24 protein-coding genes are annotated in these 25,440 nt (G+C 45.4%); 15 read left to right on the top strand and 9 right to left on the bottom strand.

The window, feature by feature from the left end:
* Positions 1-46 precede the first annotated feature (46 nt).
* Positions 47-994 carry an endonuclease/exonuclease/phosphatase family protein gene (locus EX191_RS05895; protein WP_193447336.1) on the top strand — a complete coding sequence of 316 codons (948 nt, stop codon included), beginning with the start codon at positions 47-49 and terminating at the stop codon, positions 992-994.
* Positions 995-1,170: 176 nt separating this feature from the next.
* Positions 1,171-1,542 (top strand): hypothetical protein, encoded by a 372-nt coding sequence (locus tag EX191_RS05890; protein ID WP_005391248.1) that lies wholly within the window; start codon positions 1,171-1,173, stop codon positions 1,540-1,542.
* 108 nt (positions 1,543-1,650) lie between these two features.
* Here the strand turns inward: EX191_RS05890 and EX191_RS05885 are convergent, their stop codons facing one another.
* Genes EX191_RS05885 through EX191_RS05875 form a run of 3 tightly spaced genes read right to left on the bottom strand, consistent with a single transcriptional unit; the run spans position 1,651 to position 4,626 of the window.
* Positions 1,651-2,748 (bottom strand): ABC transporter permease, encoded by a 1,098-nt coding sequence (locus tag EX191_RS05885; RefSeq protein WP_005498311.1) that lies wholly within the window; start codon positions 2,746-2,748, stop codon positions 1,651-1,653.
* Positions 2,748-3,674, bottom strand: a complete 927-nt coding sequence (locus EX191_RS05880) for an ABC transporter ATP-binding protein (RefSeq protein WP_193447335.1) — start codon at positions 3,672-3,674, stop codon at positions 2,748-2,750. The genes EX191_RS05885 and EX191_RS05880 overlap by 1 nt, the downstream gene beginning before the upstream one ends.
* 4 nt (positions 3,675-3,678) lie before the next feature.
* Positions 3,679-4,626, bottom strand: coding sequence for an HlyD family secretion protein (locus EX191_RS05875; protein ID WP_025442935.1), 948 nt, complete (start codon positions 4,624-4,626; stop codon positions 3,679-3,681).
* Positions 4,627-5,032: 406 nt separating this feature from the next.
* On the opposite strand from EX191_RS05875, the gene EX191_RS05870 reads away from it, so the two are divergent.
* Positions 5,033-6,067: a lactonase family protein gene (locus EX191_RS05870; RefSeq protein ID WP_193447334.1), complete on the top strand. Its 1,035-nt coding sequence runs from the start codon at positions 5,033-5,035 to the stop codon at positions 6,065-6,067.
* Positions 6,068-6,153: 86 nt separating this feature from the next.
* Here EX191_RS05870 and EX191_RS05865 read toward each other — a convergent pair whose 3' ends face one another.
* A complete protein-coding gene (locus EX191_RS05865) occupies positions 6,154-6,945 on the bottom strand; it encodes a PhzF family phenazine biosynthesis protein (RefSeq protein WP_193447333.1) in 792 nt (263 codons plus the stop codon).
* A gap of 188 nt (positions 6,946-7,133) precedes the next feature.
* Between EX191_RS05865 and EX191_RS05860 the strand changes: the two genes are divergently transcribed.
* Both EX191_RS05860 and EX191_RS05855 read left to right on the top strand, forming a co-directional pair.
* The gene (locus tag EX191_RS05860; protein ID WP_005391235.1) at positions 7,134-7,667 is read left to right on the top strand and encodes a YbhB/YbcL family Raf kinase inhibitor-like protein; all 534 of its coding nucleotides are present in this window, start codon (positions 7,134-7,136) and stop codon (positions 7,665-7,667) included.
* A gap of 21 nt (positions 7,668-7,688) precedes the next feature.
* A complete protein-coding gene (locus tag EX191_RS05855) occupies positions 7,689-8,468 on the top strand; it encodes a helix-turn-helix transcriptional regulator (RefSeq protein ID WP_046873725.1) in 780 nt (259 codons plus the stop codon).
* Between the two features lie 43 nt (positions 8,469-8,511).
* On the opposite strand, the gene arsB is transcribed toward EX191_RS05855, so the two are convergent.
* Positions 8,512-9,567 (bottom strand): ACR3 family arsenite efflux transporter, encoded by a 1,056-nt coding sequence (arsB, locus tag EX191_RS05850; protein ID WP_005391233.1) that lies wholly within the window; start codon positions 9,565-9,567, stop codon positions 8,512-8,514.
* An 84-nt stretch (positions 9,568-9,651) separates the two neighbouring features.
* Positions 9,652-9,993, bottom strand: a complete 342-nt coding sequence (locus EX191_RS05845; RefSeq protein WP_005391232.1) for an ArsR/SmtB family transcription factor — start codon at positions 9,991-9,993, stop codon at positions 9,652-9,654.
* A 394-nt stretch (positions 9,994-10,387) separates the two neighbouring features.
* On the opposite strand from EX191_RS05845, the gene EX191_RS05840 reads away from it, so the two are divergent.
* From EX191_RS05840 to EX191_RS05810, 7 genes are all read left to right on the top strand, one after another.
* Positions 10,388-12,145 (top strand): SgrR family transcriptional regulator, encoded by a 1,758-nt coding sequence (locus tag EX191_RS05840; RefSeq protein ID WP_005391227.1) that lies wholly within the window; start codon positions 10,388-10,390, stop codon positions 12,143-12,145.
* Positions 12,146-12,576: 431 nt separating this feature from the next.
* Positions 12,577-13,020, top strand: a complete 444-nt coding sequence (locus EX191_RS05835) for a PTS sugar transporter subunit IIA (RefSeq protein WP_005391226.1) — start codon at positions 12,577-12,579, stop codon at positions 13,018-13,020.
* Between the two features lie 12 nt (positions 13,021-13,032).
* Positions 13,033-14,457, top strand: a complete 1,425-nt coding sequence (locus EX191_RS05830; RefSeq protein ID WP_081442488.1) for a PTS mannitol transporter subunit IIBC — start codon at positions 13,033-13,035, stop codon at positions 14,455-14,457.
* A gap of 47 nt (positions 14,458-14,504) precedes the next feature.
* Positions 14,505-15,776, top strand: a complete 1,272-nt coding sequence (locus EX191_RS05825) for a zinc-binding dehydrogenase (protein WP_193447332.1) — start codon at positions 14,505-14,507, stop codon at positions 15,774-15,776.
* Positions 15,777-15,835: 59 nt separating this feature from the next.
* Positions 15,836-16,354, top strand: a complete 519-nt coding sequence (locus tag EX191_RS05820) for an MltR family transcriptional regulator (protein ID WP_193447331.1) — start codon at positions 15,836-15,838, stop codon at positions 16,352-16,354.
* A gap of 9 nt (positions 16,355-16,363) precedes the next feature.
* Positions 16,364-17,098 carry a nucleoside/nucleotide kinase family protein gene (locus EX191_RS05815; protein WP_005391222.1) on the top strand — a complete coding sequence of 245 codons (735 nt, stop codon included), beginning with the start codon at positions 16,364-16,366 and terminating at the stop codon, positions 17,096-17,098.
* A gap of 25 nt (positions 17,099-17,123) precedes the next feature.
* Positions 17,124-17,870 carry a phosphatase gene (locus tag EX191_RS05810; protein WP_006742088.1) on the top strand — a complete coding sequence of 249 codons (747 nt, stop codon included), beginning with the start codon at positions 17,124-17,126 and terminating at the stop codon, positions 17,868-17,870.
* Between the two features lie 215 nt (positions 17,871-18,085).
* On the opposite strand, the gene EX191_RS05805 is transcribed toward EX191_RS05810, so the two are convergent.
* Entirely contained in the window at positions 18,086-18,421 is a 336-nt protein-coding gene (locus tag EX191_RS05805) for a helix-turn-helix domain-containing protein (RefSeq protein ID WP_005391220.1), read from the bottom strand.
* Positions 18,422-18,562: 141 nt separating this feature from the next.
* Here EX191_RS05805 and EX191_RS05800 point away from each other — a divergent pair, with 141 nt between their 5' ends.
* The 3 genes from EX191_RS05800 (at position 18,563) to EX191_RS05790 (ending at position 21,318) form a co-directional block, all read left to right on the top strand.
* A complete protein-coding gene (locus EX191_RS05800) occupies positions 18,563-18,874 on the top strand; it encodes a hypothetical protein (protein ID WP_006742087.1) in 312 nt (103 codons plus the stop codon).
* A gap of 712 nt (positions 18,875-19,586) precedes the next feature.
* Entirely contained in the window at positions 19,587-20,744 is a 1,158-nt protein-coding gene (locus tag EX191_RS05795) for an amino acid permease (RefSeq protein ID WP_005391218.1), read from the top strand.
* A gap of 232 nt (positions 20,745-20,976) precedes the next feature.
* Positions 20,977-21,318, top strand: a complete 342-nt coding sequence (locus EX191_RS05790; RefSeq protein ID WP_081441257.1) for a VPA0510 family protein — start codon at positions 20,977-20,979, stop codon at positions 21,316-21,318.
* A gap of 153 nt (positions 21,319-21,471) precedes the next feature.
* Here the strand turns inward: EX191_RS05790 and EX191_RS05785 are convergent, their stop codons facing one another.
* Entirely contained in the window at positions 21,472-23,343 is a 1,872-nt protein-coding gene (locus tag EX191_RS05785; RefSeq protein ID WP_046873719.1) for a methyl-accepting chemotaxis protein, read from the bottom strand.
* A gap of 446 nt (positions 23,344-23,789) precedes the next feature.
* Positions 23,790-25,154, bottom strand: a complete 1,365-nt coding sequence (locus EX191_RS05780) for a YjiH family protein (RefSeq protein WP_031780191.1) — start codon at positions 25,152-25,154, stop codon at positions 23,790-23,792.
* Between the last annotated feature and the right edge of the window lie 286 nt (positions 25,155-25,440).

Raw genomic sequence — 25,440 nt, 5'->3', positions numbered from 1 at the left:
TGAGAAATTGCATTTAAGCTTATGATATGTAATAGCGAAACGAGCAGTGCGTGTGTCGAGTGTTTTTAAGTGGGTCATATTGCTCCTACCCGCTCTTATTTGGCTGGCGGTCAGGCAAATTGAACATATTTGGTGGGCGGAGAATCTTACCTCGATTCCCGCCCTCATTGTGTTCACTTACGTTGTTTTAGCCTCGGCGTTTTTTATCGCTCACCGATGGTTGCAAAGTGCATTTTCTGCCTTTGTCGCTATTTTGTTTGTCTTGTTACTTGTTCCGCCGCAGCGCAGCCATGTGGCGTCTTGCTCGCAGTCTTTGAGCGTCATTCAATTCAATCTTTTTTACGAAAACTCAGACATCAATCAGTTCATCAACTATCTGTTGAGGCATCCTGCTGATCTGGTTGTAATGCAAGAACTGACGCCTCGTGTTGGCAGCCTTTTGCACATGTTGGATGATGTCTATCCGCATTATTATGGTGGTCAACGTGACGTGGGATACCCTTCAAATTTGATGATTCTTAGCCGACACCCCATCACGGAGGTTTCGGTTTATCGTGCGCCAAATGGACAAGAAGTCATCAGAGCGGTTTGGCTGCCTAAAGGTCAAGCACCGATCTCTTTGTTTGCGGCTCATCCACCGTCACCAAGAACCAGCGAGCTTTGGCATCAAAGAAATGCGCTGGTGCGAACCATAGAAATGCTGATCGCGCTTTATCCCGAGCCAGAGGTGTTGGTTGTGGGGGATTTCAATCTCTCCTCGGTTAGCCCTCGTTTTTCTGCGCTATTCCCGAGTTTTCAAACTGCGCCAGTGACGAGCTGGCCAACTAACATCAAAGGCATCAACGTGCCAGAGCCGATGATGATAGGCATTGATCATTTGTGGCTAAAATCTGAGCAAGAACAGCGAATCATATGCTCTCGTGAATCCTCTGCTTTTCCTCAAGGCTCAGATCACCGCATGGTGACAACCCAGATCGGTGTGCATATCCCATAGTTCAAGCCCTTAGAGTTTGTCATGTTTCATAAGTAAAACCGGTACTGAGCTTTTCATAGAATTGACTGTCTCTGACTGTTCTCTGTTATTTGAGCAAGTTCCATGACCTAAACTTTGCTCGCTTCCTATACTGAACTAACGAAGCAGGATTTTTATAACAACAAGAGGCCGCTTGCATGACAAGAACAACCTCATTTGCACTCGTTTTATTACTGATGTGCGCATACTTTGGTTACAACCGTTATTACGTGTATCCGCAGCAGTTGGAAACACAGGCCAAATCCATGTTGATACAAATGGCAAATCGCGAAGAATGGATGGATGTGTTTGAGATGATGAATCGCGTAGAGGCGCACAAAGGGCATTTAGAGCTCGTGGCCGATGTTACGTCTTCTGATGGCAAACGTGCTTACAGTGAAGGCTTTATTACCTATACTGATCGTGAAGGTGTCGTCTGTAAACAGGTGGTGTTTAACTTTAAAATCAACTCTTTGAAAAACTACAGTATTTCAGACTTACGAGACTGCTCGTACGGCGAATATTATTAAGGTGAGTTGCTTAGTTAAGTCCGGTAAAACTAAATTTGAATATCCAAACAAAAATAGCCTCATTGTCGAGGCTATTTTTGTTTCTGCGGAAGAGAAAAATTGGCAAGTTTAATCGAGCGATTTCTTAAACCTCAGTGACGCAACGACCAATCCAAATACGGTAAACCCGAGCAACCAAAGGGTATCTCGCCATAAGTCCATCAGATCCGCTCCTCGCAACACTATGCCTCGAATCATGCGCATAAAGTGAGTGGCGGGCAGGGCTTCTGAAATCCACTGTGCTGCGACTGGCATACCCTCGTAAGGGAACATAAATCCAGACAGCAGAATCGAAGGCAGAAGAATGAACACCGTCATTTGCATCGCTTGAAGCTGTGTTGTGGCGATGGTGGATATGACTAATCCTAAAGTTAAGCTGGCGGCGATAAACAACAAGGTTCCAAACAGAATTTGGCTGATTGCACCGTTAATAGGTACGCCGAAAATCCAATGTCCCAATCCTAGAATGATGAAAACCTGAATTAAGCCGACAAAGATATACGGCACGATTTTCGCCACCATTAGCTCTATCGAGTGGATGGGCGTGGTGATCAATAGCTCCAAATTTCCCCGTTCACGTTCTCGTACAATCGCGGCACTGGTGAACAAAATCATCGTCATGGTGAGAATCACACCGAGTAAGCCGGGTACGATATTGACCGCAGAACGTCGACTTGGGTTGTAGTAGAGTGCGACTTCGAATGTTTTGCTTGGCGCTGGGCGAATCTCGAAATCAAAATCGGTCAATGGCATGGTTTGCAACGACAATATTGCCGAGCTGATCATGGTATCTGACCCATCCACAATCCATTGCCCAAGCTCTCGACCTTGCATCATGCGTTGTGTGAGATCGCTTGGCAAAATCAGCACAGCGCGCACAATACCATCTTGAATCGCTTGTTCAGCCTCTTGCGCGGTGGCATAGGTTTCTTTGATATCCACCACTTGAGTGACTTTGACGGACTGGGTAATGATCCGCCCGGCGGTACTGCCACTTTGGTCGACAACACCTACCGGAATGTTGCGAATGTCCGTATTGATTGCGAAGCCGAACAGCAAAAGCTGGATAAGCGGGATCATCACCACCATGCCAAACGTGATTCGGTCACGGGAAAGTTGGCGAATCTCTTTGATCATGACGGCTTTCATGCGAGCGATAGGTTTCATCATTGGCGGCCTTTCCCTGTCACGCTGACAAAAACATCTTCTAAGCTTGGGCGAGCGTGGTTCATTTCAGCGTTTTGAAGTTCAGGAAACGTCTGCTTTAACCATTCAATCGGCTGCTCGACATGCTGGTGGATAAGGATGCGTAAACGAATCCCCAACTGCGCCGCAGAGCGAACTTCGTCACGTTGAATCAGCTTTTCTTTGAGTTCACGAAGTTTGTCGGCTTTCACCTCAATGATATTAACGCCCATCTGTTCCATTAACTGTTCGGGTTCGCCATCGGCACGAATTTCGCCCGATTCCATGATCGCCAGACGGTGGCAGCGTTCCGCTTCGTCCATGTAATGCGTGGTGACCAAAATCGTCGTACCTTGATCGCACAAGTCGAACAACTGCTCCCAAAAATCGCGTCGATTTTCGGGGTCAACGGCGGATGTCGGCTCATCCAAAAATAGCAGTTCGGGTTTGTGCATGGTCGCCGCGGCGAGTGAAAGGCGCTGCTTTTGACCGCCGCTCATGCCGCTTACGCGCTGTTTGCGCAATTGATCCAACCCGTAAGTGGTGAGCTGCTCTTCTATCCGCTCTTTCAGCGACTTGCTGCTTAAACCAAAAATTTGCCCAATAAATTCAAGGTTCTCTTGAACGGATAGGTCATCGTACAACGAGAACTTTTGTGTCATGTAGCCAATTTTGAGCCGCAGTTGTTCGGATTGTTTTGGGACTTCTAACCCAAGCACATCCACACTGCCTTCGCTGGGGCTAAGAAGGCCGGTGAGCACACGAATGGTGGTCGACTTACCACAACCATTTGGCCCCAAAAATCCGTAAATGCTGCCTTTGGGCACGTTGAGTGTGATGTTATTAATGGCAGTAAAGTCGCCGAACTTTTTGACCACATTTTGAGCTTGAATTGCATACTCGGTCATTGGCTTACTCCACCAAATCTACTTGGGCAGGCACACCGGACGGCAACGTTTTTGCAGACTCAGGTAAATCAACTTCTGCTAGATACATCAATCGTGAACGTTCTTCTTCGGTTAGTGCGAAGTAGGGCGTGAATGACGGCTCACTAGCCACCCAACGAACGGTGCCTTGTAATGGACTCTCCAGGCCATCGACATTTACCGTCACGGTTTTCCCAGGAATAAACCCGATTCGATAATCGGCAGGAACATACACTCGCGCATACGGCACGCGGTTGGCTTGAATCACGGCAACCACACCGTTCACTGGTACGCGTTCGCCAAGATTGTAAGGCAAATTATCGAGCGTACCGTCACGCGTAGCCGTGATGGTGAGTTCTGCCAGTTTTTGCTCTTGCAACGCCACTTCGGCTTTTGCCGCCATTAAAGCGGCTTTAGCTTGTTCGATGTCTTCTAGGCGAGAACCTGCGGTGAGCTTACTGAACTCTTCTTTTGCTGAGTCTAATTCCGCTCTCGCCGAGTCCCTTGCCGCAAGAGCGGAATCTTTTTCGGATTGGCTGATGAGCTTTTTACGCACCAGTTCGGCTTTGCGTTGATAGTTTTTCTGCGCTTCGGTGAGCTGCGCTTCCGCTCGGGCTACGCGTGCCGATGCGGCAGCAATGTCTTCTGGACGTTCACCATTGGTCAATTTAAGCAAATACGCTCCGGCTTTGGCTTGCTCGGCAACGGCGTGTGCAAGAACGGCTTGTTGATTCTTGGTATCGAGCTGAACCAACACTTCCCCTTCACTGACCAAGCTGCCTTCTTTGACAGGAAGGGCTCTAATTATCTCATTAGATGTGGCAGTAAACGTTACGCGGTCACGTTCTAAAGTGCCAAGCGCTTGGTGCGTGTTATCTTTTGAACAGGCGCTTAAAAGGGCAATAACCAATGTGCCAAAAATGATTCGCTTCATAGTGCGGTGCTTCCTTTGAAGAAGTAATGCATGAATAGATAACTTGTGAACGGGAGCGTGTTGATTGAGCCCGCCAACCCGTCGCTAACTGCCATCCATGACGATTTCTTTTTAGAGCTTAGCATTTTATCTACAAGCGATTCTTTTTAAATAGAGAGGCTTAGCGTTGGAACAAGCTTGTCGCGAGGTGGAATGAAAAAACCTTGAACGAGGTCAGGTTTTTCCTGATAAGTAAAATTAAATGCCCAGCGATAAACACTAGGCTAGTTGAGGCTGCAAGTTGTCAATTGATTCTGAATTAGAAATCACTTCACATTTTAAGTGGTTGATTCGTAAAATGGATTGCGGTCGGCCATGACAATAGGCAAGGTGTTGAATAATACGAATCACTCATATAAGGCCATCCATGACAACAACTGGTCACGTGCATTTTTATATTGGCACTTACACCAACCCTCCGAGTACGAGCACGGGCATTGCGTGTCTATTGCTGAACACTGAAACGGGTGAACTGACTCGGCTTGACGATGTTGTAGTTCAACGTAATCCGTCCTATCTCACGACCACCGAACACGGGCTGTATACGTTTAGCGAAATGGATAGAAATGAAGGTGCAGAGCTCGCGTTTTTTCGCGGTAGTGAATCCGTCTCTTTGCCGATTAATGGCGATTATCCGTGTCATTTGGATATCAAAAAACCGTTGTTGGCGGTCGCTAATTATGGCTCTGGAAATGTTAGCGTATTTCAATTGGATCGCGATGGTAAACCGCTAGGTTTATTGACGGATTTATACGTTGATGGATGCGGGCCGAATTTAGAACGCCAAACTTCTCCTCATGCTCATCAAGTCACGTTTTTAAAGCACAGTGATCAATTGGTTGTCGTAGACTTAGGCAGCGATAGCGTCCTTATTTATGATTACGATGCCCAGCCGCCGGATTTTTCACTGTCGCAAGTGATTCATTTGCCCGCAGGTTCGGGACCGCGCCATGTGGTGTTTAACCAACAAGAGTCTACAGCGTATGTGGTTTGCGAACTGTCAGAAACCTTGATTGTTCTGGTTAAGCACCAAGATAAGTGGCTTATCTCGAATCAAACAGAATTATTAGAAGGGGAAGAGAATCAGCAAGCGGCGGCGGCGATTCGTCTTTCGCAAGATGAAACGTTTTTGTATGTCTCTTGCCGAGCTCAGAACAAAATCAGTGTGTTTGATGTGTCTGGCGATACGCCAAAAAGGCGAGCAGCCATTCACTGTGAAGGGGCTTTTCCACGAGATTTTGTGTTGTCTCATGATCAAAAGTGGTTGTTGGTTGCCAATCAACATTCCAACAATGTGGTGAGCTTTCGTCGAAATCCTCAAACAGGGGAAATTACTGCAACGGGTTATGACTGTGAGATAGGCTCTCCAGTGTGTATTGTCGAACACCTTTGTAACGATTAACGCAGAAGCAGCAGGAAATAGAAAAGCCTAGCGGGCGGCTAGGCTCTCAAGGATAAAAACAGTTAACGCCAATCTTCGAGGCACACTTAGACGTAAATTTTGCCTTTCATATACAACACACCATCACCAGATACATTGACGCAATCCTCTTTGACTTCGCAGTACAGAACGCCACCACGCGCTGATGCTTGATACGCCACTAAAGATGCTTTGCCGAGCTCTTGCGCCCAATATGGTGCTAAGCCTGCGTGGATTGATCCTGTGACAGGGTCTTCATCTCCGCCGTTTGCTGGCCAAAAGTAGCGAGATACAAAGTCGTATTGACTGCTTTTTGATGTGACGACGACATCGTAAGGGGCGAGTTGTTTCAGTTGGTCGGATCGATATTGAACATCGAAAACGGTTTGCTCATCTTCCACGATGACGAAGTAAGCTTGCGGGCTAAGCAGTACGTGTGTTACTTCGCAGTTTAATCCCTCAATTAATTGCGTAGGAATGGCGTTGACGGGGTGTGGCGCTCTTGTCGGAAATGTCATTTCAATCTTGCCAAGTGCGTTCTTAATTACGGTTAAGGTGCCCACTTTTAATGTGTGAAACTCAATACTTCCTGTAACGCCTAGTTGGTCGAACAACACCATAGAAGCGGCGAGCGTTGCATGTCCACAAAAGTCGATTTCTGTGAGTGGCGAAAACCAGCGTATTTCATATTGATTCGTTCCAATCGTTTTAACAAACGCGGTTTCAGAGAGGTTGTTTTCCGCTGCAATGTTTTGCATTAGCTCTGGTTCTAACCACTCTTGCAAGGGTACGACTGCTGCTGAGTTGCCTTTAAATTGCGTGTCTGTAAATGCGTCAACGACGTAGATATCCAGTTCCATTTTGTCTTCCTTGTTCTCTGAGCGGTTGGTTAGCATAAACCAGATGCAACTCAGAGAATAAGAAATTTATGTTTGAATCTTAAAGTATCAAAATAGACGATGGTTTTATATTTTGTGATACTTATTGATGTATCTTGGCTTGGGTTGATGAATAGACTTGAATTGAACTCATTGAAAGGAATAAACACATGAAAGCGATTCACAAGTCTGTTTTGGCCCTTAGCGTTTTAGTTATCGGCTCTGCCCATGCTTTTGAACTAACGAGCAAAGATATTCAAGAAGGTCATCCAATGGCGAAGACATTTGAATATTCAGGTTGGGGATGTGATGGTGCGAACCAGTCTCCACAACTGATGTGGAAAGACGTTCCAAAGGGTACAAAAAGTTTTGCGATTACCGCGTACGATCCTGATGCACCAACAGGCAGTGGTTTTTGGCATTGGATAGCGTTTGATATTCCAGCCTCAGTTAACGAGCTGCCTCGTGGCGTTGATATCAGCAAGCTCGGCGGTAAGGAGTCTCGTATCGATTACGGTACTACTGGTTTTGGCGGCGCATGTCCTCCAGAAAAAGATGGTATGCACCGCTACCAGTTTACCGTTTGGGCGCTGCCGAGTGATAAGTTGAACTTGGATGAGAACACGCCAGCGGCGGTTGTGGGATTTACGTTGAATAGTGTCGCATTGGACAACGCGAAGTTAACCGCGACTTACACGCGATAATTAAATGCTTAAGGGGAGAAGATGGGGCATCAATATCAAGTGACGCTGTTTCGTGCGGAGCAGCAGCAAAAGCTACGTAACGTCAGGATTCACTCCCCGAGTATTATCCAGATCATTAAAGGGAGTAAGCGTCTGTTTTGGAAAGACGAAGCGTTTGATATTCTTCATCCTAACATCATGCTTTGTGAAGCAAACGCTTCGCTGAATTTTGAAAACCTTCCTCAACAAGGGCGTTTTCTTTCACGAATGTTCAGTTTTCACTGCGTACCTAGCGATGAAATGTTAGAGCTGAGTATGAGTAATGCATTGGGAAATTACGTCCCAGCGGTGGAGACAGACAAAGCACTGCAAGCGACATTAAATGCCTTGTTTTCTTTTGAACGGGAAAGTTTAAGTGAAGCGACGCAACGTTATTGGATGATGGGGTTGTATCAGCAGTTAGCAGAGCGAGGACTATTGCATCGGCTTTTCTCGAGTTCCAATACCTCGTTCAGTCAGAAACTCAGCCGCTATCTGTCACGCTCTCCGGGCGATGACCACCCTTTAGAATTTGTTGCTGAGCGCTTTGCTATGAGCCGAGCAACGTTGATACGCAAACTCAAGCAAGAGGGCACTCAGTATCGCGAAGTGCTGGCAGAAGTGCGCTTAAATCACGCACTCTACCTGATGCAAAATGGTTCATACAACGTTGCGTTACTCGCGCAGTTGTGTGGCTATCAATCGGAAGGCCGTTTTAGCCAACGATTTAAAGGGAAGTTTGGTTTAACGCCCAGTGAGTACATAAAAACTGTCGTCAGTTAGTACTTAATATTGCTGTTTGGCTCGATCTTTTATGTTTCCAATTTTAGCTCTGGTATTTGGTTTTCATCCTCAGTGCGACGTTAACCAAAGCAATCAGAACGGGAACCTCGATTAGCGGACCAATCACGCCAGCGAATGCTTGATCGGAGTTCAGGCCAAATACAGCAATGGAAACCGCGATCGCCAGCTCGAAGTTGTTGCCCGTCGCCGTAAAAGCAATGGAGGCATTTTTATCGTAGGGGATGCCCATTCTCTTCCCGATAAAGAAGCTGGTAAAAAACATCAATACGAAGTAGATCGCTAGTGGGACTGCCACGCGGAACACATCCATTGGTAGCTGTAAAATCATCTCTCCTTTGAGGCTGAACATCAGCACGATGGTGGCGAGCAAAGCGATCAAAGTAATGGGTGAAATTCGAGGAATAAACACATCGTTGTACCACTTCTCACCCTTTGCAGCGACTAACCATTTACGACTGAGAAAACCAGCGAGGAACGGAATACCTAAGTAAATCAATACGCTTTCCGCAATGTCTCCCATGGAAATATCAACCACAAAACCTTCATAGCCAAAGAACGGTGGAAGTACGGTGATGAATAGCCAAGCCATAACGCTGTAAGTCAGAATTTGAAATGCGCTATTTAATGCCACCAAGGCCGCGCCATATTCTTTGTTGCCGCCGCCAATATCATTCCACACTAAAACCATAGCGATGCAGCGTGCAAGGCCAATCAAAATAATACCGACCATGTAACCTGGATGATCACCAAGAAAGGTTAAAGCAAGAACGAACATCAGGATTGGGCCGATGATCCAGTTCATAACCAGAGACAGCGTGATGGCTTTTTTATCTCTCGTTACCGTTCCTAATAGACCGTAGTTCACCTTGGCGAGTGGTGGGTACATCATCAAAATCAAACCAATGGCGAGTGGTACGTTCGTACTACCAACGGACATTGCTTCGTTCCATTCTGCTACTTGCGGGTAGGCTGCGCCTATCCCCACGCCGATGGCCATTGCGACAAAGATCCAAACCGTTAAGTAGCGGTCAAGAAAGCTCATTTTTTCGCTGGCACTATTTAAAACTTCAGTCGTCATAGTGGTCTCTATTCGTTTATCGTCGAAAGGCGATATATAAGGTTATAGTTTATCTTTGCGCGCATGGAAAGCGCGCAACGTGTCTTAGCTAAATAAACCGGAAAATTGAGCGTTAAACGCGTTCAGTTTTTCACGTTGAATGCGGTAACAAACCTTTGGCGGGTTAGGTTCTGCACTGATAAACCCTGCCTGTTTTAGAATACGTAAGTGTTCTGATACGGTCGATTGCGCTAAACCTAACTCAGAGACTAAATCGCTATTTAAGCAGCCGCCCATAGTGTCTAAAGTGTGAAGAATATGCAGAATGCGTAAGCGAGCAGGATGAGACAGCGCTTTTGCTTGAGCGGCGAGTGCTTGCTCTTTATCCAGTTGTTTTTGTGTGGCTTCAAAAGCAATTTCGCATGTTTCGCTGCATTTGTTGCTCATGAGCAGACCTTTATAGTTAATCGTCGAATTACGATTAAGTGTACGTGTGCTTTTTCTAAGGCGCAACTGTTGGCAGTAAAAAAGCAGAACTTAAAGATACGACGAATTGGGGGTGTGGTATCAGGAGCTAAGTTCTGCTTGGGGGTTAGGTTATGAACAATTTTCTATATTTCCTGCTCGCTAAATCAGTATGGTGAAAAAAGGGGAGGCGAAAAAGAGAGTAGATTTCTTCGCTTTATTCCTGATAAAACCGAATTGGTGGGGTTTTCCTACAATATAGGGACGAAATGCTAGTAAAAGGGGAACAAAGTGTTTGGAAGTTTTCTTATTTTATTGCCGCCAAGTTCAGTAAAATACGCCTATTCAATGGCCTCCTAGAGTTAAGGTACGTACGGTGTCTGATCTCAACTTATTTCGTTATTACCAACGCTTGCTTTCGTTTAATGTTGGTGATGAAACGAAAACTACATTGCAAGAAATCGCCGATTTATTGTTTACCTCTCCTCGGCATGCGCGCAGCCTGTTATCGCAAATGCAGGATAAAATGTGGTTGAGTTGGTATCCGAAAGCAGGAAGAAATCAGCGTTCGACCCTCGTACTCAATATCGAGTTAGAGGCTTTAAAAGAAAGCTTAGCTCTCGCGCGTATTAAGCGAGGTAAGTATGAGAAAGCGCTCGCGATATTAGATGAGGATGAAGTTGCGTTTGGACGTTTATTGAAAACAACGTCAGGCGCATCGGTTCAAGAAGGTCAGCTCAACATTCAACTGACCTACAAACGTATGTTCGAGCGTGTGGTTCCGCATCAACTGCAGCGAAGTAGTGAACGTTTTTTGCTTCGCCAAATTTATTGTTGTTTGGTTTCGAGCGATTACAACGGGCAGGTGCAGCCAGAGCTGGCTCATCATTGGCGTTATGATGACAGCTTGTACGAATGGACATTTTATCTTCGTCCGGGTCTGACTTTTCATAATGGCAACCCAATTGATGCTGAAACGGTTGTCAGTTTGTTCGCCAAATTAAGCTCTTTGGAATACTACGAAAAAGAGCTGGCGCATGTTGCCAACATTACGGCACTTAATCCATTGAAGGTTGTTTTTAAGCTTAACCGACCTGACTTGGGTTTTGCTGGACTTATTTCTGGCGTGAAATATGGCATTCAGCCCGTGAGTCAGGTGAACGTTGCTAACAACAAGTTGGTGGTGGGGAGTGGTCCATTTTCCGTCGTTGAGCACAGTGAAAACCGTTTGAAACTGCAAGCGTTTGATGGCTATTACGCGTGTCGAGTATTAACGGATTTTGTGACGATATGGATCGTCAACGATGAACAGATGGAAAATCCATCGCTTGCCGCAAACACATTGCAACCAGAACCTGATTCTGCTGATGACATGTGCAGCCACTATATGTCGACGCCAAACAGTGAAGTATCACCAGCGAGTAAACGCAGTCGAACGGAAGACGGTTGTTTGTTCGCGCTGTTTAACCATCATGCAAAGCACGCTTTGTCTCAGGCCCAGCGCCGATACATCAGTGAATTGATTCAACCTGAACAGCTAGCTGAAGTGATGCGTAATGAAAACATTATATTTGGGAGCATACCTGCTTATAACTTATTGCCTAACTGGAAACCGGTGTTGCGTCCATTTGGAGAAGCGGTCAAGTTGCCAAAGCTGATCACCATCGCAGGGTACAATTACACGGCACTACGCCGGTGTGCACGAGCGATTTCTTCGCGTCTAAAACATGCGGGCAGCCGAGTCGAGATCGTTATGTACTCCTACCGTGAACTGAGCGAGAAAGCCAAAAACGGTACGCTTGATGAGACTCTGGTTGTCACCAATATTAACTTGGACGATAACCGTCATGCGTCTGCGTTTAGCAACTTCTTTAGCAACGCCGTGCTTTACCACACCTTAGGGGCGCAAAATGCGGCGTGGTTGGATGCTCAAATGGAAAATGTCCGCGCATTCTCACCGCTTGAAGATTATCTGAGCGCGTTAGAGCCGATTGCGTCCACATTGATTAGCGAATATTGGATTGCACCGATGTTTCACCATACTCAGACGCTACGTTTTCAAGGGGTCTTGGAAGATGTCGCACTCACAAACTGGGGATGGCCAGACATACGATCCGTTTGGTCTGCGGACTGATCAAAACCGCCTGAATGGCGGTTTTTTGTGTCTGCAATTTGCTGAAAGCCAGTGACTTTTTTATTTTTTCTAGCCAACAAGTGTGATGCTTATCTACGTTTGAGCGCGAGTGATCAAGAAACAGCCCGAAATGAACTTTGAAATTAATCACGAATTATATCGAGTCAATAGGTCTAATGTGATCTGATTTAAATAATGTAACTTTAAGAATATTTTCGAGAAGGTGATTGTATTCAAAATTCGTCTATTGACTTGTTGCTCAAATAAAATTTGTAGATTTTTTACGTGTGGGATTTTTGAGCTCTGTCCATTTAAACAAATTGACAGGCTTTAAAGTGTGACTCGAAGCGCAAAAGTAGCTCGGTTGCGCGGTTGGGACTCTGTTATTGATAATTAACCCATCAGATGACGAACTGTTGATAGGGTTAAATATGTTGTACGAGTTAATCGACCACGAACTAGTAGATGTAATTAATGATCGCGCTTACCAATGGCAAGATGCGGTTAAAAAGACCACTCAATACCTAGAAAATAAAGGTTACGTCTCCCAGCATTATGCTGATGCAATCATCCGTTCAACGGAAGAAAACGGTCCTTACTATGTGTTATGCCCTGGATTGGCAATGCCTCATGCCCGACCTGAAACTGGTGTTTTAAAAACAGGCTTAGGCATTCATATTTTCCCATCACCTGTTGATTTTGGATCGGATCTCGGTCCGGCCAATATTCTTATTACCTTAGCTGCGAAAGACTCTGATACCCACATTGAGGTGATTCAAGCGTTGAGCGAGATGTTTGTGGATGAAGAGAACATTGCAAAACTGGCACAAGCCTCTTCCAAAGAACAAGTGCTAGACATAATAAAAGCATACTAAAAGGAACATAACGTGAAAGCAAACATGCGAGCCAATGTGCAAGCCTTCGGAGGTCATTTGACCGCCATGGTGCTGCCAAATATCGGAGCCTTTATCGCTTGGGGCTTTATTACTGCACTCTTTATTCCTACGGGCTGGATGCCAAACGAAGCCTTTGGCGAACTCGTGGGGCCAATGATCACTTACTTGCTGCCACTTTTAATTGGTTACACTGGTGGTCAGATTGTTGGTGAAAAACGCGGCGCGGTAGCGGGGGCTATCGGTACGATGGGCGTGATTGTCGGGGCTGACATACCGATGTTTGTTGGCGCAATGATCATGGGCCCACTGAGTGCTTGGGTTGTGGTGCAAGTGGATAAACGTATTCAACACCGCATCCCTTCTGGTTTTGAGATGGTGGTCAACAACTTCTCGTTGGGTATCGTCGGTATGTTGTTGTGTTTGTTCGCCTACGAGATTGTTGGCCCTTCAGTCACCGCAGCAAACTTGTTTGTGAAATCAGGCATCGAAGCGTTGGTTGCGACGGGTTTCCTGCCTCTGTTAGCGATCATTAACGAACCAGCAAAAGTGTTGTTCCTGAACAACGCCATTGACCAAGGTATTTATTACCCACTAGGCCTGCAAGCGGCCGCAGAAACGGGCAAGTCCATTTTCTTTATGGTGGCGTCTAACCCAGGCCCAGGTCTTGGTATGCTGCTGGCTTACGCAAAGTTTGGTCAGGGTTTGTCTAAACGTTCTGCGCCAAGTGCCATCATCATTCACTTCTTTGGTGGCATTCATGAGCTGTACTTCCCATATGTACTCATGAAACCAATCATGATTGTGGCAATGATTGCTGGTGCGGCGACAGGCATCGCAACCTTCAACCTATTCGATGCCGGTTTGGTCGCGGGTCCAAGTCCAGGCTCTATCTTCTCTTACCTTGCTCTTACTCCGAAAGGTAGCTTCATCGCGACCATCGCAGGTGTGACAAGTGCAACGATTGTCTCTTTCTTGGTAGCAAGTGCGATTCTGAAGGTGAGCAAATCAGAAGAAAAAGAAAGCGAGTTTGAGAAGTCAGTTTCTGACATGAAAGAGATGAAAGCGGAAGGCGCAGTTAAGCCAGTTGCAGCTGCTACGACGCAAGAACTAAGCAAACCAATTTCATTCGTCGCATTCGCTTGTGATGCAGGTATGGGCTCTAGTGCAATGGGCGCTTCGACCTTCAAACGCAAGCTAGTACAAGCTGGGATAGAGATTGAAGTGAAGAACTTTGCCATCGAGAAAGTCCCGAGTGAAGCCGACATCGTCGTGACGCACGAGAGCTTAGAAAGCCGCGCAGTCAACGCGACAGGTTTACCAGTCGTAACGATCAAGAACTTCCTCAACGACCCAGCGCTTGACGAGCTGATGGACAAGATTAAGCAACAAGCGGTCGCGACTGAGCAACCAGCCTAACAATGCAGTTTGGGGCGGCAGGTATCGCCCCATTTAGGAGATAAATCATGGTACAAACAACGGCAGCGGTTATCTGTGGTGAGAAAAACGTTCAACTAAGAACTTTTGATTTGCCAAGCATTTCAGCCGATGAACTTCTGGTTAAAAACATTTCAAACAGCATTTGTCTATCCACTTACAAAGCAGCATTGTTAGGTAGCAAACACAAACGCGTTCCTGAAAACATTGACGAAGTGCCAGTGATGACAGGTCATGAATACGCAGGTGTGATTGTTGAAGTCGGTGAGAATCTAAAAGACCGATTCAAAGCTGGCGATTACTTTGTTCTGCAACCTGCCATGGGCTTGCCAACAGGCTACTCGGCGGGCTACAGCTATGAGACATTTGGCGGCAACGCGACGTATTCCATTATTCCTAAAATCGCTATCGACCTAGGCTGCGTGCTGCCTTACCACGGCGATTACTTTGCTGATGCGTCGCTGGCTGAGCCAATGTCTTGCATTATCGGTGCGTACCATGCGAGCTACCACACCACGCAATACGTGTACGAGCACGATATGGGCATCAAAGAGGGCGGAGCATTAGCGCTACTTGCGTGTGCTGGCCCAATGGGCATTGGTGCGATTGACTATGCGATCAACGGCCCTGTAAAGCCAAAACTGATCGTGGTGACGGACATCGACGCCGCGCGTTTAGACCGAGCTGAAAGCCTCATTCCCGTTGCAAAAGCCAAAGAGCAGGGCGTAGAACTGCACTACGTGAACACGGCTCAAATCGACGACCCGGTCACGTATCTCAAAGCACTCAACGGTGGCAATGGTTATGACGATGTAATGGTCTACGCGGCGGTTGCTCAAGTGCTTGAGCAAGCGGATGAGCTACTTGGCAATGATGGTTGCTTGAATTTCTTTGCTGGCCCAACGGATAAGAACTTCAAAGTGCCGTTTAACTTTTACAACGTGCATTACGAATCAACCCATATTGTAGGGACGTCCGGTGGTTCAAAGGGTGACATGGTGGAATCTATAGAGCTTTCCTCACAAGGTAAGATCAATCCATCGTTCATGATCACGCATGTTGGTGGCTTACAAGCTGCACCCCATACGATTTTGAATCAGTTGGATATTCCGGGCGGTAAGAAGTTGATTTACCCGCATATTGACCTGCCATTGACCGCGATTGATGATTTCTTATCGTTGGTAGACCAAGACCCGTTCTTCGCCGAATTAGACGCAATTTTGAACGCTAATAACTATGTGTGGAACACACATGCAGAAAAAGCGTTACTTGAGTTTTATGACGTGAGCTTAACGGTTTAGTTGCAACGAATTTGTGTGGTAGCCTTTGCGCTGCCACACAATGGAGAGGTCATAATACGTTGTCACGTGAAGATGAATTACTGGAGAAACTGGACGAGTGCGAAAATGCCACTGCGTTTTTTCAGGTTTCTAACAAAATAATTAACCTCAAGTTAAAAGCACTGCTTCCGAAAGTGTTCGTTCAAGACGACCTTGTGAAGGAGTATGCTGTGGATCCTTTATTGAAAGAAGATGGTCCGTTAGCAACAACCGATGTGGTATCGAAGCTGATGTTTGCGATGGGCAAAATCTCTTTGGAAACTTACGCCGATATCGGGTTGTACGATCAGGTGTTGGAGTATGTGGTTAGCCAACCGGAGAAAGTCGAATTCGCGGATGACGTGATTTATGACTTCATCAAAAACCAAGCGGTACTCTCTTCTCAGCAAGACAGCTTTTATCTTGAGTCGATCAATCAGCTTAAGTTCTCTTCGTTTGAGTCCTTTTCGCAAATGAGATACGAATCTCTCATCAAAACAGTGTTGAAGCTGTCGTGTGAAATGTTGATAGAAAGAATCGAAGGGGAGATCAATCAATAAGGGTTCACCATGAAAGTGAATTTAAACGTCAGTGGTTTTGAAACCGAAGCTACCTTTCCTGATGCCGACGTAAAGCGAATCCATCAACCTCTTATCGAAAAATTTACCCGTCTTTATCATGAGAAGCAGGAACGCATTGTGGTGTTCTTGTGTGCCCCTCCGGGCAGCGGTAAGTCAACCCTTGCTGCGTTCTGGGAATATCTCTCTGAACATGATGAAAGCCAAGAGCCTTTACAAGTGCTGCCGTTTGATGGTTTCCACTATCCAAATGAGATCCTCGACAACAATACGATTGAACGAGATGGCGAGCTCGTGCCTCTGCGCAGTATTAAGGGGTCCTATCAAACATTTAATCTGACGGAGCTTATCGACAAGCTCAAACAGCTCAAAATGAAAGATACAAAATGGCCATACTACGACCGCAATTTGCATGATCCAGTCGACGACGCCATTTTGGTAAATCGGAATGTGGTTGTCGTTGAGGGGAATTGGTTACTGCTTAATGAACCGGTGTGGAATGAACTGCATCGTTTGGCCGATTTTACCGTCTTTGTAGATACACAGCCTGAGTTTCTACAAGAGCGTTTAGTCAATCGTAAGATTCGTGGTGGTACTGAGCCAGAAGCTGCATTGGAGTTTTATTTGAACTCAGATGCCGTAAATGTAGATAAGGTTTTAAATCACTCAATTCCAGCGGATCTCACGCTGTTTCTCAATCAAAACGGTTCGTTCGAAATTCGATAATTCGTCCACAATTTAGGAGGTCACCATGGATATCGTCGTTGATAGCCACACCCATACTATTGCCAGTGGACATGCCTACAGCACCATTTTAGAGAACGCATTGGCAGCCAAGAATAAGGGGCTAAAACTTCTTTGTACCACCGATCATGCTCCCGAAATGCCAGGAGCCCCTCACTACTGGCATTTCAATAATCAAAGAATTTTGCCCCGCTTTTTACACGATGTAGGTATTCTCCGTGGTGTCGAAGCCAACACGCTGAATGTGAAAGGGGAGATAGACTTACCATCGTCTTCTGACCAACATCTTGACTGGGTGATTGCGAGTTTCCATGAACCCGTATTCAAGCCCGCAACCGAAGCTGAGCATACTGCCGCTCTGATAAATGCGATTAAAAGCGGCAGGGTGGATGTTCTCGGTCACTTAGGCAACCCAAATTACCCATTCGATATGGAACAGGTGCTGCGCTGTGCTAAAGAGCACAATGTTGCGGTTGAAGTTAACAATACATCTTTGACAGGCAAAAGCCGTAAGGGTAGTGATTCCCGTTGTGATCGCATTGTCGAGCTGGGCAAAGAGATTGGCGTTTACTTCAGTACCGGATCTGATGCGCACTTCTGTGAAGAGATCTCTAAGTTAGATTTGGCGATTGCTTTGCTGGAAAAACACGGTGTGGAAGAAGAGAAGATACTCACTACGTCGACGAGCCGATTCTTGAACTTCTTATTGCTGAGAGGTAAGGCGAGGATTCCAGAGTTTAAGGATTTTTACTAAGTAAAATCCCAAACACATTAAACGAAGTATTTTCTTATACAGCCCTAAAACCCGCCAAGCTGCGGGTTTTATTCGTTTTGGGGAGGCGTAGAACAGACAACGCGACTGTCATATAAAGCGTGAAAAGAGGAATCAATGAAAAAGGGAACGAAGGCCATAATTCGAGAATATTATAGGCCGAGCGGGAATTTTATTGCTCTTAATCAGTCATAAGGTTATGAGCCGCTTTTTGTGTTCCGCTGTTCAATAACGAGCGATAACAGGCGAACAAGTAGGGACTGAGCTTCAGGAGACAGCAAGCGTGCAACGGCCATTAGATCATCTGCTGTTACGTGTTGAACGTCTCTTATATCCAATGCGATGTCGAGATCGGTCAAATGCAGAGAGCGCAGTATGGAGCGATATTGGGAAAGTTTCAGGTCGGATTCTCCACGCTCTATCCGTTGATACGTTTTCACGCTCATCCCTGCGATGTTTGCCATTTGTTCACGGGAGAGGCCACTCGCTTTCCTTCTCGCAATCAGTGCTTCAATAATAGGATCGACCTGCATGTGCTCTCCTGAAAGGACAGTTTTGACCTAAATAAAGCAAGAAGTGGACCAGTTTAACCATCTCATATTTACCTGTTTTGCAATCAGTATAAGAATAGCTATCTAATAAAAATGTACATATTTTAGTCAGTTATAAACTCAATGGAAAAGTATCAATCATACAAATCAATCGAGACAAAATCCTCAATTCGCAAAATGCAACGCATTTTAGATCAATTATTTAGCGAGCTTAATGAGCAGCATCGTGTCACTAAAGAAAATGTTGTCGCTCTGACTCGACAGTCTCAACAGAGGTTGATGAACTACAAAGAGCTTTATCTTCATAAAGAATCGATAGGTGAGGTAGAGTTGCAGATTGCGTATGAAAATATGAGTGTGACTGAGAAGCAGGTCGCGGATATGGGCGTTTCAGCATTAACTTATATCATCGGAGCGTTAGATAAAGCGTATTAATAGAATGGGCAGGCTAGCTTAGATTTAGACAGTTTGGATAACACCTAAAAGAAAGGATGCAAATGCTGGGGAACCACACCCAGCATTCGGACACTCATTTACCTATAGTTTCGAACCGTAAATCAGTGTTTAGAGGTATGTGAACCGAACGGTGTCGGTACGCAGCGAATAATAGCGATATTGTCCGATCTAGGCTACGCCCCTGGAATCTAACACCTTTACTTGAACTGTAAATTAATTTGTACACCCATCCAAAATTGAGCGGTTGAGCATGTTCTTACTCTCATTAGGCGATAAAAGACTGATTAGTGATGAAAATAACAACACATCTTAGGTGAATGAGGAGAGTTGTTAAAATATATCGCTATAAGATTGACCTTTTGCTTTTCAATCGTCCTGCTTATGCCTTACAATCTTTTCGAACCAAATCCATTCACAACGAATGGGGTTGATGAATTAAGATGAACAATTTTGCTTCGAACCCAAAGTTGTGCGCATTTCATCAACGATGACATCGCCCAAAACGACTCTCAAGTGTTCATGTGCAATTGAATTAACCACCTTTTGCTGCATGTTTTCTTAGCCATACAAGGCTCTTGTAACATAGTGCTCTTGTAACCAAATTTTGGTTGAGTAGAGCGTTTTGTTGGGTGTGCTTTGGATGTAGCACAACTGGCGAGAAATAAACGGATTGAATTTAGAGGTATTAACCGTGAACCTAAAACTTGTCGGCAGCTCCCTGATCGTTGCAGGTACTGCTCTTGGCGCTGGTATGCTTGCTATACCAATGGTGCTTGCTCAATTTGGCCTCCTCTGGGGCACTCTTCTTATGTTATTCATCTGGGCTGGGACGACTTACGCTGCGCTGCTCCTTCTTGAGGCCAGTTGCAAAGTAGGCGGCGGCGTGAGCATGAATGCAATTGCTCGCGAAACGCTAGGTAAAGGTGGCCAGTTGGTAACCAACAGCTTGCTTTACGCCCTGTTAGTTTGTCTATTGATGGCTTATATCATTGGTGCGGGTGATCTCGTACAAAAAGTAACAGCCTCAATTGGGCTGCCAACATCTACGATCGCAAGCCAAGTCGGTTTTACTCTTTTAGTCGGTATCATTGTTTCGGCAGGTACAGGGGTTGTAGATAAGCTTAATCGCGGTTTGTTCCTAGGCATGATCGTGGCGTTGATCCTGACACTTTTTGCGCTTGCACCAAGCGTCTCGTTTGAGGGACTTGATGAAGTCGTGAGTGACGATAAGATGGCGCTAATTAAGACAAGCTCGGTGCTTTTCACCAGTTTCGGTTTTATGGTCGTGATCCCATCGCTTGTAACTTACAACAAAGAGGCGAGCAAAACACAACTGCGTAATATGATTATCGTGGGTTCAACTATTCCGCTTGTTTGTTACCTATTATGGTTGTTAGCAGTTGTCGGTAACCTACCACCTCATGAGCTTGTTCAATACTCCAATGTAACAGAGTTAATCTCGGTATTAGGTCAGCAATACGAAGGTTTGGAGTTTATCCTATCCATGTTCACTGGGTTAGCACTGCTAACGTCGTTCTTAGGTGTGGCAATGGCGCTATACGATCAAAATGCAGACCTACTGAAAGCAAGCAAGCCGGTGATTTTTGTTACCACCTTTGTGCTACCACTACTAGGTGCTGTATTTGCGCCAGAACACTTCTTGGCTATTCTTAGCTACGCGGGGATTATTCTTGTGTTTCTCGCGGTCTTTGTCCCATTATCAATGACAATGAAAGTGCGTCGAGTACCAGTAGAAGATGACAATATTTATGAAGCTGGTGGCGGCGTAATGGGAATGAGCATGATCTTCCTGTTCGGCTGTTTCTTGCTGTTTGCCCAAGCAGTATAAAATCACGCTAGCTGATTTAAAAACTGAGCCGCTCGTTGTATAACGGGCGGTTTTTTTGTATTCATAGCCGAATCCAGGCCACTCAAAGTCATCAGCATTTTTGAAGTTTGACGTTTCTCTGATAATCACGGTTAGCTCTGACTTTTAAGTAAAACTCCTTAGCGAAAGGCTGACATGTACAGTGATTCACCCTTCTATTATATCGATGTTGATATGAATAAGAGGCTCTGTTGTGTCAAAGCAATTATCTTTTGCCATGGTTGGCGTTATATTGTCTTTAGGTGTGTTTAGTACAGAAGTGATGGCTGACCCGAAACATAGGCATGGTCATCGATATGATCACCATCATGAGCATCACCATCATCATAAACGCAAGCACAAGCATAAACATAAGTATAAACATCGTGACGTTATTTATGTGGAGTCTCGACGACCAAGACGCAGTTACTACTACCACGACCGAATTCCTCGTAATAGTACCTATATAAAGATTGGAGATTTCACCTATTTAAAAGTGGATGATCGTTATTATCGTCGCTCCAATGACCGCTATATCCATGTTGAATTCAACTAGAGTGGGAAAGGCAGCATAGCAAGCGTGATAACAGTTTTGAGCCGAGTGGCGACAACACTAAAAACTAGGCGCTCTAAGTCTAGATACCACTGCGATAGAGGTCTAAAAACAAAAACAGCGAGCATTGGCTCGCTGTTTTTGTTTAGGTGAAGACTAGACTGTAAATCGGTTTAATATTTGATCTTGTTTATGCACATCTTCTTGCTGTGCCTGCATAGCATCGTTAGTTCGATTTGCAGATTCGGCGACTTGAGTCGATAGGTCTTTAATATTCACCGTATTGTTGTTGATCTCTTCCGCAACTAAGCTTTGTTCTTCCGCCGCTGAGGCGATTTGTAAGTTCATATCAGAAATACGCTGAATCGCATCACGAATACGTTGTAGCGCGTTGTTTGCCAAGTCTGCTTTTTCTACGGCTTCTACAGCGCTACCCTTGCTTTGATGCATAGCATTTGCCACAGATGATGCGCCAGATTGCAACTGCTCAATCATAGTACGAATTTCTGTTGTTGATTCTTGAGTTCGTTGTGCCAGTGTACGAACTTCATCAGCAACGACGGCGAAGCCTCGGCCAGATTCTCCCGCACGTGCAGCCTCAATCGCGGCATTCAACGCGAGTAAGTTCGTTTGGTCCGCAATATCGTTGATGACTTTTAGAATCGTTTCGATGTTGGCGGTTGCCGATTCAAGCACTTGCACTTCTTCGACAGCAAGGTCAATGCTATCGGAAAGCATGTTGATCGTTTGTGTCGATTCACCGACCACAGAAGAGCCCTCAACCGTTGCTTGATCAGCTTCTTTGGCTGCACTTGCTGCGCCTTGCGCATTATTGGCAACTTCAGTCGCGGTAACAGACATCTCGTGCATCGCGGTGGCTAATTGTTCTAGCTCTTGTAGCTGAGTTTGAATAGCACCAGCCGAATCTTTTGCACCCTCAGCGGTGATTTGAGTGCCATTCAAAATTTGATCAGAAATACTCTTCGACTCAATAATTTGCTGTTGCAAGTTTTCCATGAACGTATTGAAGTTTGTAGCAAGCTCTGAGAATTCTTGGTCAGTATCAGTTTCAAGGCGCTGTGTAAGATCGCCTTTCCCTGACGCAACATCTTTAATCGCGTTGTTTAAAGTGTCCAGCGGACGCATGAGCGTGCGAATGAGTAGAGTCAGTGCAATAACAGAAGCAATCACGGCAATGATTGAATAAATAATAGCGCTGTTGCGAAGCTCTCCTACGGCAGAGTAGGCGATAGCTTCATCAATAACTGAACCCACGTACCAGTTCTCGCCCGGGATGTGAGTCAAGTTAATCATATAACGATCGCCATCGATCTCAATGTGTTGCGTTGATTGTGTAAGATCAACCTGTGGCAGGTAGCTACCAACTTTTTCACCGTTGTACTTACTTTGAGGGTGGGCAATGGTTGTCCCATCAGCGGTGACCAAAAATAAGTAACCAGCGTCAAACAGATTCACTTGGTTGACGAGGTCAGAAAGGGTAGTGAGCTCGAGGTCATAAAACATACCAGCTAAGAACTGGCCGTTTTCTTTTACAGGTGTACCAACAGAGATGATAACGTTTTTTGAAGACGCATCGACGTATGGGTCTGTTACGACCAAATCGCCTTTATTTTTAGCTGCGATGAACCAAGGACGTTGACGCGGATCGTAGTCTGGTCCTGCTTCCCAGCCGTCGTCATTTTCAATCACGAAGCCATTGCTTTCATAACCAAAGCCAATCGCAAGAAAGCTGGCTTTTGGTGTTGGTCGCTCAAGAATGTTCTGAACGTAGTTGTGTGAACTTGGATTAAGTTCGATAACTTCAGTAATAGAACGAGCGAGATCCTTTTTAGCATTCATTTCTGATTGCACGGTATTGCCAACACTGGTCAATATCTCGTTCACACTCGAGTCAATGTGCTCCTGCGTTTGGGAGCGGATCGTCATAACTTGTTGCGTCGACAGTAGTGACACGGTAATTAGCAGCAAAAATGACGAGGCTGTGACAACCTTATGTCTAAATTTCATGAGCTTTCCTCTGATTCTCCCGGTTGGCTTCACTATGCTTTCACCTCTTTTTGAACGGGCGAATTCGGCATCAAGAGAAACCTATTGTGTTTGGTTATCTTTTTATCGACATCTTTGTCAAAAACATGAGTCTATTTGTTGTCTTTTTTAACCAAATTTAAACAAAACGGTAAGTTACGACAAAAACCGTGAGTTTGATCAGATTTGTGCGCTCCGTTAATGAAAGCGTCATAATGAAAAGAATTGCGTAAAGCATAGTGTTTCAGGTTGGCGTTATTGGTGAGATGAGAGCGACTTAACTGTCGTAAAAGGGGGCGTGATTGGAGCTGTTCGTTGTAAGTTATGAGCGTTTGCTAATTAAGTGATCTGAATAGAGCTGTAGATAGAGTTTTAGACATAAAAAAGGCCCCGACAATGCGGAGCCTTTGTTGATTGATGCTTTGATTTTAGAAAATCAGATGAGCAACACCAGCAATCACAGGTAATGTGATTAGCGTACGCAGAATGAAAATAACGAACAGTTCTACAATGTTTACTGGAATTTTGCTGCCTAGTAGTAGGGCGCCAACTTCTGACATGTAGATAAGCTGAGTTACTGACATTGCTGCAATAACAAAACGTGTCATTTCATTATCAATTGATGCCGCTAAAATTGCTGGAATAAACATATCCGCAAAGCCAACAACAATAGTCTGTGATGCGGCGACAGCTTCTGGAATTTGCAGTAGCTCTAGGTATGGAATGAATGGCTGACCTAGAATTTCAAATACAGGAGTGTACTCTGCAATCACTAATGCCACGGTACCTAGACCCATAACCACAGGCAGTACACCAAACACCATGTCGATTGCGTTATGTACGCCTTCTTTAAATACAGACTGAACAGATGTTACCTGACCCGCGCGCTTAAGTGCTAGATCCATACCCCATGAGAATGTGGTGTGGCCTTCTGGTACGGCGTCAGCATCTTTATCTGGGTTGCTGCCATCAATGTAGCGATCTTTCTTCAGGCTTAGCGGCGGTAAGCGAGGAATGATAACCGCAGCGACAATACCTGCTAAACAGATTGCGCCGTAGAAAGGTAGGAACAGATGCTCTAACTGTACCTGAGCGATAACCACTAAGCTAAACGTGATCGATACTGCTGAGAACGTTGTCCCGACAACAGCGGCTTCACGCTGAGTATAGAACTTATTTTCGTACTGTTTGCTGGTTAGCAAGATACCAACACTGCCGTCGCCTAACCAAGACGCCATACAGTCAATTGCGCTACGGCCAGGCAGGTTGAATACCGGGCGCATTATTTTACTCAGTAACGCGCCAAACAGCTCAAGAAGACCAAAGTTCAGAAGAAGCGGAAGGAGTAGGCCCGCAAAAATGAACACCGCAAACAAAGTTGGTAGAAGACCGGTAAGAACAAGGCCTCCTGTATTTTCTTCCCAAATCGCTTTTGGGCCCACTTGGAAGAATGTCATTAATACGGCTGCACCACCGATTAAGCGAACAATAAGCCAAAGTGGCGATGGATTGAAAAGACCGTTTAAAAATCCATTACGTAAAATCGCTGCAGGCTTGAAAATTTTGCAAAGAACAGAAGCGACTGCCATGAAAGCGATGATACTGGTGACGATAGCGATCAAGGTATCGCCTAATACTGCCGGGATGACTTTTGCCATAACCGCAACAGGGATAGTTAGGCCGCCATCGTATGAGATCGGAGCCATAAAGAGTAGAAGACCGATAAGGGAAGGGATGAAAAACATCCAAAAGTTGCCCTTAGGTGCTTCAGTAGCATTAGTGGTATTATGCATAGTTGTCTCGTGTTACTACTAGTCAATACTTGCCATTTCCATGACATAAATATTCACTAAACATCCGTATTTAATCACAGTTTTGCGGAGGGTACCCGCAAACTGCATCCATTGCAATACTATTCATTAAATACATCTAGTTATTCAGCCGATTTGTCGGATAATTGGTCAAATAACGTATAAGTGTATACGAATATGTTGCTTGTGTTAGAAAATTGTAGCACGGAGCGAGGGCAGCGCAGAGAATTATGGGGCGCATTGTGACTGGAATAATAAAACGGTAAAC

This window comes from Vibrio chemaguriensis (assembly GCF_012275705.1).
Lineage (GTDB): Bacteria > Pseudomonadota > Gammaproteobacteria > Enterobacterales > Vibrionaceae > Vibrio > Vibrio diabolicus.
This window is presented reverse-complemented; position numbering and strand designations above follow the sequence as displayed.

Coding starts and splice junctions, on each gene's coding strand:
- EX191_RS05890 (WP_005391248.1), top strand. CDS start 1,171: ATGACAAGAACAACCTCATTTGCACTCGTTTTATTACTGATGTGCGCA.
- EX191_RS05885 (WP_005498311.1), bottom strand. CDS start 2,748: ATGAAACCTATCGCTCGCATGAAAGCCGTCATGATCAAAGAGATTCGC.
- EX191_RS05880 (WP_193447335.1), bottom strand. CDS start 3,674: ATGACCGAGTATGCAATTCAAGCTCAAAATGTGGTCAAAAAGTTCGGC.
- EX191_RS05875 (WP_025442935.1), bottom strand. CDS start 4,626: ATGAAGCGAATCATTTTTGGCACATTGGTTATTGCCCTTTTAAGCGCC.
- EX191_RS05870 (WP_193447334.1), top strand. CDS start 5,033: ATGACAACAACTGGTCACGTGCATTTTTATATTGGCACTTACACCAAC.
- EX191_RS05865 (WP_193447333.1), bottom strand. CDS start 6,945: ATGGAACTGGATATCTACGTCGTTGACGCATTTACAGACACGCAATTT.
- EX191_RS05860 (WP_005391235.1), top strand. CDS start 7,134: ATGAAAGCGATTCACAAGTCTGTTTTGGCCCTTAGCGTTTTAGTTATC.
- EX191_RS05855 (WP_046873725.1), top strand. CDS start 7,689: ATGGGGCATCAATATCAAGTGACGCTGTTTCGTGCGGAGCAGCAGCAA.
- arsB (WP_005391233.1), bottom strand. CDS start 9,567: ATGACGACTGAAGTTTTAAATAGTGCCAGCGAAAAAATGAGCTTTCTT.
- EX191_RS05845 (WP_005391232.1), bottom strand. CDS start 9,993: ATGAGCAACAAATGCAGCGAAACATGCGAAATTGCTTTTGAAGCCACA.
- EX191_RS05835 (WP_005391226.1), top strand. CDS start 12,577: ATGTTGTACGAGTTAATCGACCACGAACTAGTAGATGTAATTAATGAT.
- EX191_RS05825 (WP_193447332.1), top strand. CDS start 14,505: ATGGTACAAACAACGGCAGCGGTTATCTGTGGTGAGAAAAACGTTCAA.
- EX191_RS05815 (WP_005391222.1), top strand. CDS start 16,364: ATGAAAGTGAATTTAAACGTCAGTGGTTTTGAAACCGAAGCTACCTTT.
- EX191_RS05810 (WP_006742088.1), top strand. CDS start 17,124: ATGGATATCGTCGTTGATAGCCACACCCATACTATTGCCAGTGGACAT.
- EX191_RS05805 (WP_005391220.1), bottom strand. CDS start 18,421: ATGCAGGTCGATCCTATTATTGAAGCACTGATTGCGAGAAGGAAAGCG.
- EX191_RS05800 (WP_006742087.1), top strand. CDS start 18,563: ATGGAAAAGTATCAATCATACAAATCAATCGAGACAAAATCCTCAATT.
- EX191_RS05785 (WP_046873719.1), bottom strand. CDS start 23,343: ATGAAATTTAGACATAAGGTTGTCACAGCCTCGTCATTTTTGCTGCTA.
- EX191_RS05780 (WP_031780191.1), bottom strand. CDS start 25,154: ATGCATAATACCACTAATGCTACTGAAGCACCTAAGGGCAACTTTTGG.